This window comes from Streptomyces sp. BHT-5-2 (assembly GCF_019774615.1).
In the GTDB taxonomy this organism is placed as follows: Bacteria; Actinomycetota; Actinomycetes; order Streptomycetales; family Streptomycetaceae; genus Streptomyces.
In genome coordinates, this window is record NZ_CP081496.1 from 5340301 (window position 1) to 5352816 (window position 12516).

The 12516-nt window shown below is 74.0% G+C and carries 13 protein-coding genes; 2 read left to right on the forward strand and 11 right to left on the reverse strand.

Annotated features, from left to right (window positions below; genetic code table 11):
* Positions 1-23: 23 nt before the first annotated feature.
* From pstS to K2224_RS23705, 10 genes are all read right to left on the reverse strand, one after another.
* Positions 24-1169: a phosphate ABC transporter substrate-binding protein PstS gene (pstS, locus tag K2224_RS23660; protein ID WP_221908512.1), complete on the reverse strand. Its 1146-nt coding sequence runs from the start codon at positions 1167-1169 to the stop codon at positions 24-26.
* Between the two features lie 186 nt (positions 1170-1355).
* Positions 1356-1913 (reverse strand): arginine repressor, encoded by a 558-nt coding sequence (locus K2224_RS23665; protein WP_221908513.1) that lies wholly within the window; start codon positions 1911-1913, stop codon positions 1356-1358.
* A 19-nt stretch (positions 1914-1932) separates the two neighbouring features.
* Entirely contained in the window at positions 1933-3189 is a 1257-nt protein-coding gene (locus K2224_RS23670; protein ID WP_313904790.1) for an acetylornithine transaminase, read from the reverse strand.
* A complete protein-coding gene (gene argB, locus K2224_RS23675) occupies positions 3186-4145 on the reverse strand; it encodes an acetylglutamate kinase (RefSeq protein WP_221908514.1) in 960 nt (319 codons plus the stop codon). Before argB ends, K2224_RS23670 begins: the two co-directional genes overlap by 4 nt.
* A 64-nt stretch (positions 4146-4209) precedes the next feature.
* Positions 4210-5364, reverse strand: a complete 1155-nt coding sequence (gene argJ, locus K2224_RS23680; RefSeq protein WP_221908515.1) for a bifunctional glutamate N-acetyltransferase/amino-acid acetyltransferase ArgJ — start codon at positions 5362-5364, stop codon at positions 4210-4212.
* A complete protein-coding gene (argC, locus tag K2224_RS23685; protein ID WP_221908516.1) occupies positions 5361-6389 on the reverse strand; it encodes an N-acetyl-gamma-glutamyl-phosphate reductase in 1029 nt (342 codons plus the stop codon). The genes argJ and argC overlap by 4 nt, the downstream gene beginning before the upstream one ends.
* A 124-nt stretch (positions 6390-6513) precedes the next feature.
* Positions 6514-7227: a VC0807 family protein gene (locus K2224_RS23690; protein ID WP_221908517.1), complete on the reverse strand. Its 714-nt coding sequence runs from the start codon at positions 7225-7227 to the stop codon at positions 6514-6516.
* Positions 7224-7868, reverse strand: coding sequence for a TetR/AcrR family transcriptional regulator (locus K2224_RS23695; RefSeq protein WP_221908518.1), 645 nt, complete (start codon positions 7866-7868; stop codon positions 7224-7226). The genes K2224_RS23690 and K2224_RS23695 overlap by 4 nt, the downstream gene beginning before the upstream one ends.
* A 67-nt stretch (positions 7869-7935) precedes the next feature.
* Entirely contained in the window at positions 7936-9516 is a 1581-nt protein-coding gene (locus K2224_RS23700) for a N,N-dimethylformamidase beta subunit family domain-containing protein (protein WP_221908519.1), read from the reverse strand.
* A 190-nt stretch (positions 9517-9706) separates the two neighbouring features.
* Positions 9707-9898: a DUF1059 domain-containing protein gene (locus K2224_RS23705; RefSeq protein ID WP_221908520.1), complete on the reverse strand. Its 192-nt coding sequence runs from the start codon at positions 9896-9898 to the stop codon at positions 9707-9709.
* Between the two features lie 133 nt (positions 9899-10031).
* Here K2224_RS23705 and K2224_RS23710 point away from each other — a divergent pair, with 133 nt between their 5' ends.
* Both K2224_RS23710 and K2224_RS23715 read left to right on the forward strand, forming a co-directional pair.
* Complete coding sequence (locus K2224_RS23710; RefSeq protein ID WP_221908521.1) at positions 10032-11162, forward strand: class I SAM-dependent methyltransferase; 1131 nt, start codon at positions 10032-10034, stop codon at positions 11160-11162.
* Between the two features lie 96 nt (positions 11163-11258).
* Complete coding sequence (locus K2224_RS23715) at positions 11259-12023, forward strand: helix-turn-helix transcriptional regulator (RefSeq protein ID WP_221908522.1); 765 nt, start codon at positions 11259-11261, stop codon at positions 12021-12023.
* A 15-nt stretch (positions 12024-12038) separates the two neighbouring features.
* Here the strand turns inward: K2224_RS23715 and K2224_RS23720 are convergent, their stop codons facing one another.
* Positions 12039-12491: a GNAT family N-acetyltransferase gene (locus tag K2224_RS23720; protein ID WP_221908523.1), complete on the reverse strand. Its 453-nt coding sequence runs from the start codon at positions 12489-12491 to the stop codon at positions 12039-12041.
* Positions 12492-12516 lie beyond the last annotated feature (25 nt).

The following is a 12516-nucleotide window of genomic DNA, read 5'->3' on the forward strand; positions in this document are numbered from 1 at the left end:
GCCTTTGCGCTGTGCGGCCGCCGTCAGGGCAGTGCGCCGATCTCGCCGCGGACCTTGTCCACGACCGCGGCCGGCAGCGTCGCGTACCCCTGGAAGGTCAGGTTCTGCTGGCCCTTGCGGCTCGCGATGTACGTCAGGAACGCCTTGGTGGCGGGCCAGGTCTCCGGCCTGTTGCCCTTGTCGCAGACGATCTCGTAGGTGACCACGTCGATCGGGTAGGCGCCGGGGACCTTGGAGCCGTAGTCGAGGTCGAGCCTGACGTCATGACCGGTGTTGACCGTCTTGGCGCCGGCGATGGCGTGGGACGCGGAGGTCACGTTGGGGTCGGCGGGGGTCGGCGCACCGGTGTCGACGGAGATCGTGCGCAGCATCCGGTCGACCGCGTACGGCAGCTCGACGTAGCCGATGGCGCCGGTGGTGCGCTGCACCTGGGCGGCGAGGTCCGCGGAGCCCTTGGCCGCGTCGCCGCCGTGCGCCGGCCACTCCTTGGCGTGCGGATACGGCCAGGCGCCCTGGCCGGCGGCGGCGAGATACGCCGTGAAGTTGTCCGTCGTGCCGGAGGAGTCGGAGCGGTGGAACGTCCGGATCGGGGTGTCGGGCAGCTTGGCGTCCTTGTTGAGCCGGGCGACGGCCGGGTCGTTCCACCGGGTGATCTTTCCGTCGAAGATCTTGGCGAGGGTGGGGCCGTCGAGGACCAGCCGGTCGACGCCGGGGAGGTGGAAGGCGAGCGCGATCGGGCCGCCGACGATCGGCAGGTGGATGGCACGGCCGCCGTCCGCGCAGACCTTCTCCGACCGCGTCTCCTGGTCGGCGCCGAGCGGGGAGTCCGAGCCGGCGAAGGCGGTGCGGCCGCTCAGGAAGTCGTCCTGACCGGCCCCCGAGCCGTTGCCGTCGTAGCTGATCGTGGTGCCGGGGCAGGCCCTGGTGTACGTGGTGATCCAGTACTTCATCGCGTACTGCTGGGCCGTCGAGCCGGAGGCGTGCAGGGTGGCCGCCTTGCCGCAGGCGATTCCGGACGCGCCGGTGGCCGACGGGCTCTGCGCGGGGGCGGACGGACTGCGGGAGGGGCCTGCGCCACCGCTCGAACCGCAGGCCGTCAGGACGAGGGCGCCGCACACCGCGGCCGCCCCGAGGGCGCCGGCGCGCCCGGCCTTCCGCTGGGGATTCACTACTCCCGTGCTCCTTCCTGCGGACCGGCCCCGGCCGACGCAGTCGAGGGTGCGGAGGCCGCGCTTCCGCGGCGTCCGCCCGTACGGCGGCGGCTCGCGCGGCGGCGAGCACGGGGTCCGTCGACGGACCCTCGGTCACTATATGCAGTTGTTCGCGCACGGGGGGTGACGGTCGTGGCGGGCGGGTTACGGGGCCCCGCGGCCCTCCTTCTCGGCCAGCCGCAGCAGGTGGTCGGCGAGCGCCTGCCCGCCGGACGGGGCGCGGCTGATGAGGAGGAGGGTGTCGTCTCCGGCGATGGTGCCGAGGATGTCGTGCAGCTCCGCCTGGTCGATGGCCGAGGCCAGGAACTGGGCGGCGCCCGGCGGGGTGCGCAGGACGACGAGGTTGGCGGACGCCTCGGCGGAGATGAGGAGTTCGCCGGCGAGGCGGCGCATCCGCTCCTCCTTGGCCGACTCCCCGAGCGGGGCGCGCGGCTTGCGGTCGCCGCCCTCGCTCGGTACCGCGTAGATCAACTCGCCGCCGGTGTTGCGGATCTTCACCGCGCCCAGTTCGTCCAGGTCGCGGGAGAGCGTCGCCTGGGTGACGGAGAGCCCGTCGTCGGCGAGCAGCTTGGCGAGCTGGCTCTGGGAGCGGACCGGCTGCCGGTTGAGGATGTCCACGATCCGGCGGTGGCGGGCGGTGCGGGTCTGCGGCACGGCCGGGCCGTTGTTGTGCGGCGAGTCGGTGTCCTGCGGCTCGGTCATCGTTGCGTCAGTCTCCGGATCATCGTTCCCCGTCGGCCGATTCCTCGGCCCTCGTAAGGACCCCGGGGAGCTTCTGGAGGAAGGTCTCCACCTGCTCGTCGGAGACGATCAGGGGCGGGGCGAGCCGGATGACGTCCGGCGCGACCGCGTTGACCAGAAGGCCCGCGTCCTGGGCCGCCTGCTGAACCTGTGGCGCGAGGGGCCCGGTCAAGACGATACCGAGGAGCAGGCCGGCGCCGCGGACCTGGCCGACCAACGGGTGCCCCAGGGCCTCGATTCCGGCGTGCAGCCGCGCGCCGGCCCGCCGGACGTGGTCGAGGAGGCCGTCCGCCTCGATGGTGTCCAGGACGGCCAGGGCGCCGGCGCAGACGACCGGGTTGCCGCTGAACGTCGAACCGTGCGAGCCGGGGGTGAGCAGCTCGGCGGCCGGCCCGAAGGCGAGGGTGGCGCCGATGGGGAGGCCGCCGCCGAGGCCCTTGGCGAGGGTGACGATGTCGGCGTCGACGCCCTGGGCCGCCGACTCCAGCCAGTGCCCGGTGCGGCCGATGCCGGTCTGGATCTCGTCGACGACCAGCAGGGTGCCGGTGGCGGCGGTGATCTCCCGGGCCGCCCGGAGGTAGCCCGGCGGCGGGACGACCACGCCGTTCTCGCCCTGGACGGGCTCCAGGACGACGAGGGCGGTGTCGGTGGTGACCGCGGCCCGGAGCGCCGCCACGTCGCCGTACGGGACGTGGTCGACGTCGCCGGGCAGCGGGCGGAACGGGTCCTGCTTGGCGGGCTGGCCGGTGAGGGCCAGGGCGCCCATGGTGCGGCCGTGGAAGCCGCCGACGGTGGAGACCATGTGGGTCCGGCCGGTCAGCCGGCCGATCTTGAAGGCGGCCTCGTTGGCCTCGGCGCCGGAGTTGGAGAAGTAGACCCGGCCGGGCCGCCCGGCGAGCGCGAGCAGCCGCTCGGCGAGCGCCACGGTCGGCTCGCTGGTGAAGAAGTTCGACACATGGCCGAGGGTGGCGACCTGGTCGGAGACCGCGCGGACCACCGCGGGGTGGGCGTGGCCCAGTGCGTTGACCGCGATCCCGCCGAGGAAGTCGAGGTAGGTCCTGCCGTCGGCGTCGTGGACGGTGACGCCCTCGCCCCGGACGAGCGGGATGCGGGGAGTGCCGAAGTTGTGCATCAGGGCGCCCTGCCAGCGCCGGGTCAGTGCCTCGTTGGTGACCGGGCCGTGGTCGTTCGCCGTGCCCTGGGTGGTCGGGGTGTCCGCCGCCGTGCCGGTGCTCATGCCGTCCCCTCCGCGGTGTGGTGTACGTCGTTGCCGTGCGGGTCGGTGGTCCGCACCGGGACCGGGTCCGGGACCACCATCGTGCCGATGCCCTCGTCGGTGAAGATCTCCAGCAGGATCGAGTGCTGGACCCGCCCGTCGATGACCCGGGCGTTGCGCACGCCGTTGCGGACGGCGTGCAGACAGCCCCGCATCTTCGGGACCATGCCGCTGGCCAGGTCGGGCAGCAGCTTCTCCAACTGGCTCGCGGTGAGCCGGGAGATCACCTCGTCGCTGTTCGGCCAGTCCTCGTAGAGGCCCTCGACGTCGGTGAGCACCATCAGGGTCTCCGCGCCGAGGGCGGCCGCCAGGGCGGCGGCGGCGGTGTCGGCGTTGACGTTGAAGACGCCGGAGGCGTCGCCGTCGTCGCTGCTGCGGGCCACCGACGAGATCACCGGGATCCGGCCGTCGTCCAGCAGCGCCCGCACCGCGCCGGGGTCGATGGCGGTGATCTCGCCGACCCGGCCGATGTCGACCCGTTCGCCGTCGACGTCCGCGTAGTGCTTGGTGGCGGACATCAGCCGGGCGTCCTCGCCGGTCATGCCGACGGCGAGCGGGCCGTGCTCGTTGAGCAGGCCGACCAGCTCGCGCTGGACCTGGCCGGCCAGCACCATCCGGACGACGTTCATCGCCTCGGGCGAGGTGACCCGCAGGCCGGCCTTGAACTCCGAGGCCAGGCCCAGGAGTTCGAGCTGGGCGCTGATCTGCGGGCCGCCGCCGTGGACCACGACCGGGCGCAGTCCGGCGTGCCGCAGGAAGACCACGTCCTGGGCGAAGGCGCGCTTGAGCTCGTCGTCCACCATCGCGTTGCCGCCGAACTTGATCACCACCGTCTTGCCGTGGTGGCGGGTCAGCCAGGGCAGCGCCTCGATGAGGGTGCGGGCCTTGGGGAGCGCGGTGTGCTTGCGGGTGGTCATGCGGCGGCCTCGTTCCGCTCCGTGGGGTGTCCGTCCGGTACGCGCCGGTGCGCGGCGGGTCCGGTCATGAGGAGTACGCGCTGTTCTCGTGGACGTAGTCGGCGGTGAGGTCGTTGGCCCAGATCACCGCGGACTCCGTGCCGGCGGCGAGGTCGGCGGTGATCCGCACCTCGCGGTAGCGCATGTCCACCAGCTCCCGGTCCTCGCCGACCGAACCGTTCCTGCAGACCCAGACGTCGTTGATCGCGACGTTGAGCCGGTCCGGTTCGAAGGCGGCGGAGGTGGTGCCGATGGCGGAGAGCACCCGGCCCCAGTTGGGGTCCTCGCCGTGGATGGCGCACTTGAGCAGGTTGTTGCGGGCGATGGAGCGGCCGACCTCGACCGCGTCGTCCTCACTGGCGGCGTTGACGACCTCGATGCGGATGTCCTTGCTGGCGCCCTCGGCGTCGCCGATCAGCTGCCGGGCCAGGTCGTCGCAGACCTCGCGCACCGCCTCGGCGAACGCGTCCTCGTCCGGGACGGCGCCGGAGGCGCCGGAGGCCAGCAGCAGCACGGTGTCGTTGGTGGACATGCAGCCGTCGGAGTCGACCCGGTCGAAGGTGGCGCGGGTGGCGGCGCGCAGCGCGGCGTCCAGCTGTCCGGCCGGCACGTCGGCGTCGGTGGTCAGCACCGCGAGCATGGTGGCCAGGCCGGGAGCGAGCATGCCGGCGCCCTTGGCCATCCCGCCGACCGTCCAGCCGTCCTTGGTGACCTGCGCGGTCTTGTGGACGCTGTCGGTGGTCTTGATGGCGATCGCGGCCTTCTCGCCGCCGTGGCCGGTGAGTTCGGCCGCGGCCTTCTCGACGCCGGGCAGCAGCTTGTCCATGGGGAGCCGGACGCCGATCAGGCCGGTGGAGGCCACCGCGACCTCGCCGGCGCTGTGGCCGTCGAGCACCTCGGCGACCTTCTCCGCGGTCGCGTGGGTGTCCTGGAAGCCGAGCGGGCCCGTACAGGCGTTGGCGCCACCGGAGTTGAGGATCACCGCGGAGACCCGGCCGCCCTTGAGGACCTGCTCGGTCCACAGGACCGGCGCCGCCTTGACGCGGTTCGAGGTGAACACACCGGCGGCGGCCAGGCGCGGCCCGCTGTTGACCACCAGGGCGAGATCGGCGTTGCCGTTCTCCTTGATCCCGGCGGCGACGCCCGCCGCGAGAAAGCCCTTCGCTGCCGTCACGCTCACGGTGCGACTCCGATCGTGGAAAGTCCCAAGTCCTCGGGGAGGCCGAGGGCGATGTTCATGCTCTGGACCGCGCCGCCCGCGGTTCCCTTGGTCAGGTTGTCGAGGGCGCTGATCGCGATGATCCGGCCGGCCGCCGGGTCGAGGGCGACCTGGATCTGGACGGCGTTGGAGCCGTACACGGCGGCGGTGGCCGGCCACTGTCCCTCGGGCAGCAGCCGGACGAACGGCTCGCCGGCCAGCGCCTTCTCGTACGCGGCGCGCACCGTCTCGGCGTCCACACCGGGCCGGGCCTTCGCCGAGCAGGTGGCGAGGATGCCGCGGGGCATCGGCGCCAGCGTCGGGGTGAAGGACACGGTGACCCGCTCGCCGGCCGCCGCGCTGAGGTTCTGGATCATCTCCGGGGTGTGCCGGTGCCCGCCGCCGACGCCGTACGGACTCATCGAGCCCATGACCTCGGAGCCGAGCAGGTGCGGCTTGAGGGCCTTGCCCGCGCCGGAGGTGCCGGACGCCGCGACGATCACGGCCTCCGGCTCGGCGAGGCCGGCGGCGTAGGCCGGGAAGAGCGCGAGCGAGACGGCGGTGGGATAGCAACCCGGGACCGCGATGCGCTTGGACCCCTCCAGCGCCGCGCGGCCGCCGGGCAGTTCCGGGAGGCCGTACGGCCAGGTGCCGGCGTGCGGCGAGCCGTAGAACGCCGTCCAGTCGGCGGCGTCCTTCAGCCGGAAGTCCGCGCCGCAGTCGACCACCAGCACCTCGGGGCCGAGCTGTTCGGCGACCGCCGCGGACCGGCCGTGCGGCAGCGCCAGGAACACCACGTCGTGGCCGGCCAGCGCCTCGGGCGTGGTGGCCGCCAGCTCGCGGTCGGCGAGCGGGGCCAGGTGCGGCTGGAGCGCGCCCAGACGCTGCCCCGCGCTGGTGTGCCCGGTCACCGCGCCGATCTCGATCTCCGGGTGCCCCAGGAGCAGGCGCAGGAGCTCGCCCCCCGCGTATCCGCTCGCACCGGCGACTGCTGCTCGTACCGTCATGACCGCTGGATCCTCCTTCTCGATGGCATGACTATACGGATGGCAGCAGTTTTATGCAACGACTTCCGCGCAATGGCCGGGAACGGCCGGAACGGATCGACTTCGGGCGCCCCCGGCGGCCCGGCTAGAGCTTCATGCCGTGGCGGGTGATGTACCAGTTGTGCCAGGTGAGCAGGGTGCCGAGCAGCGCCAGCCAGAGCACGGTGCCGGCGAGCGGGAAGGCGTCCACCGGGATCGTGTACGCCAGCACCACCCGCAGCACCGCGTCGAGCAGGAAGACCGCTCCCCACACCGCCGTGACCAGCCGCAGGTGGTGACGGAACCTCGGCTCCGCGTCCCACCGCGCCTCCCACTCGACCAGTCCGGCCTCGCCGACCTTGGCGATGACGATGCCGCGCGAGGCGGTCATGATGAACGGCCGCCGGGTGAGCAGGGTGCCGAGCACCCACAGGCCGATCGCGGCGGTCACCCAGCTGTCCCGGATCATGATCACCCGCGGGCTGCCGGTGACCAGCGTCAGCAACGTGCCGACCACCACCAGGCTCAGCGTGAACACCGCCATCGCCTCCACGCGGCGCTGCCGCACCATGCCGTGGACGATCCACGGCAGCAGCAGCACGCCGCCGACGGCCATCGCGAGCCACTGATCCAGGCCGACCGCGCGCAGCCCGTAGTAGGAGCCGAGCGGCAGGACGAGTTCGAAGAGCAGCTGGGCGGCGAGCCGCCGGCGCAGCCGTGCCGTACGGGCCCGGGCGGCCGCCGCGGCGGGCTCGTCCGCGCCGGGCCGTGGTACCGGTTGCGTGGCCATGGTGTGCTCCCCCGTGTCGGCAGTGGTCATGACGTTCTCCTGGTGGCGTGGTCGAAGAGGTCCGCCAGCTCCCGGCCGGCGGCCCGTACGTCGAGCTCGGGATCGTGGCCGGCGCGGCGCACCACGTCGTCGATGGCGGCGCGGATCGCACGCACCATCACCCACGGGTCGAAGTCGCGGAACTCGCCGGCGCGTTGCGCCTTGCGCAGCTGCTCCACCTGGACGGCGAAGTTGGCCTCCGTGGTCTCCAGGAAGGCGACCATGCCGGGGTCGCCGCCGCGGAGGTTGGAGAGGACCTCGGTGATCGCCGAGAGGTGGCTCGGATACTCGGCGAACAGGTCGAGGTTGCCCTCGATGGAGGCGCGCAGCCGGGCCGCGTAGCTCTCGTGGGCCTCGATGCGGGGCCGGAGGTACCCCTCCGCGAGCCGCAGGACCTCGGCGACGAGTTCGCGCATCAGGTCGTCCCGCCCGTCGAAGTGGTACGAGATCATCCCGGTGCTGCTCAGCCCGGCGCGTTCCGCGATCTTCGCGAACGAGGCCCGGTGGTACCCGACCTCGGCCACGACGTCGATCGCCGCGGCGACGATCTGCGCGCGGCGCCCGGTCTCCGTGAAGGAGGGCCTGGCCTTGCCCGCCGGCTTTTGCTTGCCCGAGCTGTTCTTTGCTTGCATGAGCAAGACGATAGTCGGGTTTGCTCGGCCGAGCAAGAGGGGCGTCCGGCACGACCGGCCGCCGGGCTCAACCGGCGTACACCTGGCCGGCGTTCGGCCGCGGCGCCGGGCGGTGGTGGGCCGCCGGGCCGGCGGCGAAGGCGCGCAGCAGGTTCTCGGTGGTGCGGGTGACGAAGGCGCCGGTACGACGGTCCATGCCGTGGTCGCGGCCGTCGTCCGAAGTGCCCGCCATGAGGGCCTCGACCCAGCGCATGGTGCCGGTGGCGAAGACGCCGGCACCGCCGGGGACCGTGTAGTAGGCGGAGTCGGCGTGGCTGGCGCGGCCCCCGCAGACCAGTGGGGAGTGCGCGACGATCTCCAGGGCGGCGGGCGTCGGGGCCTCCGGCGTGACCCGGTCGTACTCCACGCCGACCAGGTGCGGGAAGGCGTCGCCGGTGCGGACGCCGGTGCCCTCGAAGAGCCAGTGGCCGGCGCCGTGCACGACGTAGGGCGCGTCCGTGGGGTAGCCCTCGTAGAAGACGCCGGTCAGGGACGACTCCGGGTCGGCGGCGGGCGGGGCGCGGAAGTCGTGGGTGGGCGGGTCCTGGTGGTCGGCGAACCGGGGGTCGTCGCGGTAGTCGGTCTTGTAGCAGGTCACGGTGCGCAGCGGGCCGCCCGGGCCGGCGTTTAGGCGGACCCGGCGGAAGCAGGCGTTGGCGCCGAGGAAGGCGACGTTGGTGCCGGTGTCGCGGGCCCGGGTGACATGGTCGCGCTGCTCCGGGGTCCAGTACTCGTCGTGGCCGAGGGAGAGCACCGCGGCGGCGCCGTGCAGCGCGGCCGGGTCGCGGTGGACGTCCACCGAGGTGGTGTAGGCCAGGGGCAGGCCCAGCCGTTCGGCGAGGACCACCAGGGCGCGCTCGTACACCAGGAACTTCTCGGCGCCGGTGGCGTCGTAGGGACGGTCGAAGCCGACCGCCAGCGAGCGGGTGGCGTAGGCGCCGTCCGGGCCGTGGTAGAGGCTGCGGCCGCCCCAGGCGTTGTACGCCTGCCAGGTCGTCACCGCGTGCATCAGGACGGTGCGGCCGGTGGCGGCGGACGAACGGACGATCAGCGGGACGTACCGCTGATGGCCCTGGTCGGCGTCGAGGCGGAGCAGATAGGCGCCCGGCGGCCAGCCGTCGGTGCGGACGGTGGTGGTGCGCGGCCAGCCGGCCTCCACGGTGCGGGTGTCCGCGCGCAGCCGCGGGGGCGGGCCGGGCCGCCCGGCGAGCCGGTCCGAGCGCCACACGAGCCGGGCCTGGGCGCCGCCGTACCAGCCGACCCGGTAGGCGGAGACACGGAAGCCGGGTGCGGTGGTGGAGACGTGCAGGCCGAACTCCTCGCCGGGCAGCACGCTCACCCGGTCCGGGTAGCCCTCGACGGCGTCGGGCGGGCCGGTGGCGCGCAGCCGCCAGTCGGGGCTGCCGGGGCGGCTGCGCTCGGCGGTGAGCGGGTCCGCGGGGCGGTGGCCGCGCGGGGCGTCGCCCGGGGAGCCGCAGCCGGTCAGGCCGGTGGCGAGGGCCGCGATGCCGGTGGCGGCGCCGAGGAAGTGCCGGCGGTCCAGGCCGGGGCCCGGCGGGTCGTCGTCGGCGCGGTGCTCCCCCGCGCGGTGCGCTGCGCCGTCCGGCATCGGTCCGCTCCCGTCCGTGCGTTCCCGGTTGGTGCCCGTCGGTGTTCGTCGGTGTCCGTCCCAGGACGATCCTGCGCCGGGCGGCGCGGGCGGACGACCGCAGCGGGCCCGAACGCGGGTACCGGCGGGCACAGCGGTGCCCGGCCGCCCCGCGGGACGACCGGGCACCGCCCACCGCTCCCCCGGTGGCTCAGGCCGGCTGCGGTATCTCGTTCCGGAGGGATTTACGGAGCTGTTCGCGCAGTTCGGGGCTGTCCGTGTGGCCGTGCACGGAGATCGCGTGCTCGGTGGCGGCGCGGAGCACTTCCTCCTCCTCGCCGATCAGGACGAGGCTGCAGTTCGTCTCGCTGGGGTGTTCCCGGCAGTCGATCATCTTGCGCATCACCCACCACCTCCTCGTTCCCAGTGTCGGCCACCGGGGCCGGCCCCGCCGCGCGTATACGGGGAACCGCGTATGGCGCGGCGGCGGCCGGAGCTGGTGCAGTGGAGTCAGATGGGGCGAGGAGGTGACGGCCATGGCGGTCTCCGCGCCGGCCGCACCGGGCGCCGCAGGGAACGGCGGGGCCATCCGGCAGGACCGGGTGGACGCGTTCATGGACCGGGTGATCACCGACGCCGGCGCCGCGGTCGCGGGCCTGTGCACCTCCCTCGGCGACCGGCTCGGGCTGTACCGGGCGATGGCCGGCGCCGGCCCGCTGACCTCCGCCGAACTGGCCGCCCGCACCGGCCTGGTCGAGCGGTACGTCCGGGGATGGCTGGCGGCCCAGGTGGCCGGGGCGTACGTCGTCCACGCGTCGGACGGCGACACCTACCTGCTGCCGGACGAGCACGCCGCGGTCCTCGCCGACCCCGGACTCCCCAGCTACGCGGCCGGCTTCTTCACCGTGCTCCAGGCGCTGTACGCCACCGAGGACAGCCTCCTGGAGGCGTTCCGCACGGGTGAGGGCATCGGCTGGGAGGAACACGCGCCGGCGCTGTTCGAGGGCACCGCGAAGTTCTTCCGCCCCGGCTACACGGCGGCGCTGGTGCCGGAGTGGCTGGCCGCACTGGACGGCGTGGTGGAGAAGCTGGAGCGCGGCGGCACGGTGGCGGACGTCGGGTGCGGCTTCGGCTACTCCACGGCGCTGATGGCGCGGGCGTTCCCCAACTCCCGCTTCACCGGCTTCGACTTCCACCGGCCGTCCGTCGTGGCGGCCCGCGGGATCGCGGCGGAGCAGGGCGTGGCCGACCGGGTGTCGTTCGAGGTCGCGGGCGCCGACGACTTCCCCGGCGAGGACTTCGACCTGATCACCTTCTTCGGCTGCCTGCACGACATCGGCGACCCGGGCGCCGCGCTCCGGCACGCCGAGCACGCCCTGGCCGACGGCGGCACCTGCATGGTCGTGGAGCCTGGGGGTACCTCCCGGACGCAGTCCGGGGGAGCCTCCGCGCGGGACGAGGAGAACATCAACCCGGTCGGCCGGACGCTGACCGCCGCCTCGGTGGCCGTCTGTCTGCCGACCGCGCCGGCCCAGCACGGCCCGCAGGCGCTGGGGAACCACGCGGGCGAACGGGTGCTGCGGGAACTCGCGGAAGCGGCCGGGCTGCACCACTGGCGGCTCGCGGCCCAGAGCCCGGTCAACCGTGTCTATGCCGTCGGGCGCTGACCCGCCCGACGCCCCCGGCCGGTCTTCCCCCGGCCGGCCGGGCGGCCCCGCGGCCCCCGCCTTGACCCGCACCGGGGCGCTGGGCACGCTGGAGGTATGAGCGCGGCCGCGGAGGCCGGACTGCGACGCATCCTCTCCGTCGTGGACCTCCTGATCGACGCCGTGGACGAGGACGCACTGGTTCCGGCGCTGCTGCCGTTGCTGCTCGGCGCGCTGCCCGGCGACAGCGTCATCTGGTCGCCGCGGCCGGACCCGGCCCATCCGCTGCGCACCCTCCCGGACGACCTGCTGACCCAGGACGTGCTGGACGCCTTCGACCGCGGGTGGCACTGCGACTCCTTCGTCCGGCACACCCGCATCGGCAGCGGCACCCCGCTGCGCCGCTCGTCCCTGCAGACCACCGGCGAGTTCCACGCGCTGCCCTTCTACACCGACGTCTACCGGCCCTTCGGCGCCGAGCGGCAGCTGGCGATGTCCTTCCCGGCGGGCTACACCGCGGACGTGCCGCGGCGGGTCACCGTGGTGGTCAGCCGCGACCACCGGGCGAGCGACTTCACCGACGCCGACGTGGCCGCCGCCACACTGCTGCGCTCCCGCCTCAGCCGGGTCCTGGGCCGCCTCGCCCCGCCGGCCCCGGCACCGGCCGGGGAACTGGTCACCCGCCGCGAGTCGGCGGTGCTGTGCCTGCTCGCCGACGGCCTGACGAACCAGCAGATCGCGCACCGGCTGGCGATCAGCCCCCGGACGGTCGACAAGCACCTGGAGCACGCCTACGCCAAGCTGCGGGTGAGCGGCCGGGTCGCGGCGGCCAACGCCTGGCTGACGCGGGACGCCGGGCCACCGGACGGCGGCCCGCCGTAGGCCGGCGCCCGCCGGTCAGGGGCCGACCGGGCCCGGGTCGAGCAGCCCCAGCGTCATCCACTGCTCGGGCGCCGTCAGCGGCCGGAAGCCGATCTTCTCGTAGACGCCGTGGGCGTCCTTGGTCGCGAGGGTGATCCGGGCCAGCCCGTGCGGCGCGAGGTGCTCGGCGACGGCCTCGACGAGGGCGGTGCCCAGGCCCTTGCCGCGGTCGCCGGGGGCGATGTAGACGTCGCAGAGCCAGGCGAAGGTGACGTGGTCGGTGACGACCCGGGCGTAGCCGACCTGGCGGCCCGAACCCTCCTCGTACAGGCCGAAGTTGAGCGAGCCGGCGACGGCGCGGTCGTGGTGTGCGCGGGTGCGGCCCAGCGCCCAGTAGGAGTCGCGGGCGAGCCAGTCGTGGACCAGGTCGGAGTCCAGGCGGGCCGGGTCGGTGGAGATCTCGTAGCCGTCGAGGGCGCGGGCGGTCATGCGGGGAGACTGGCAGAAGGGGCGG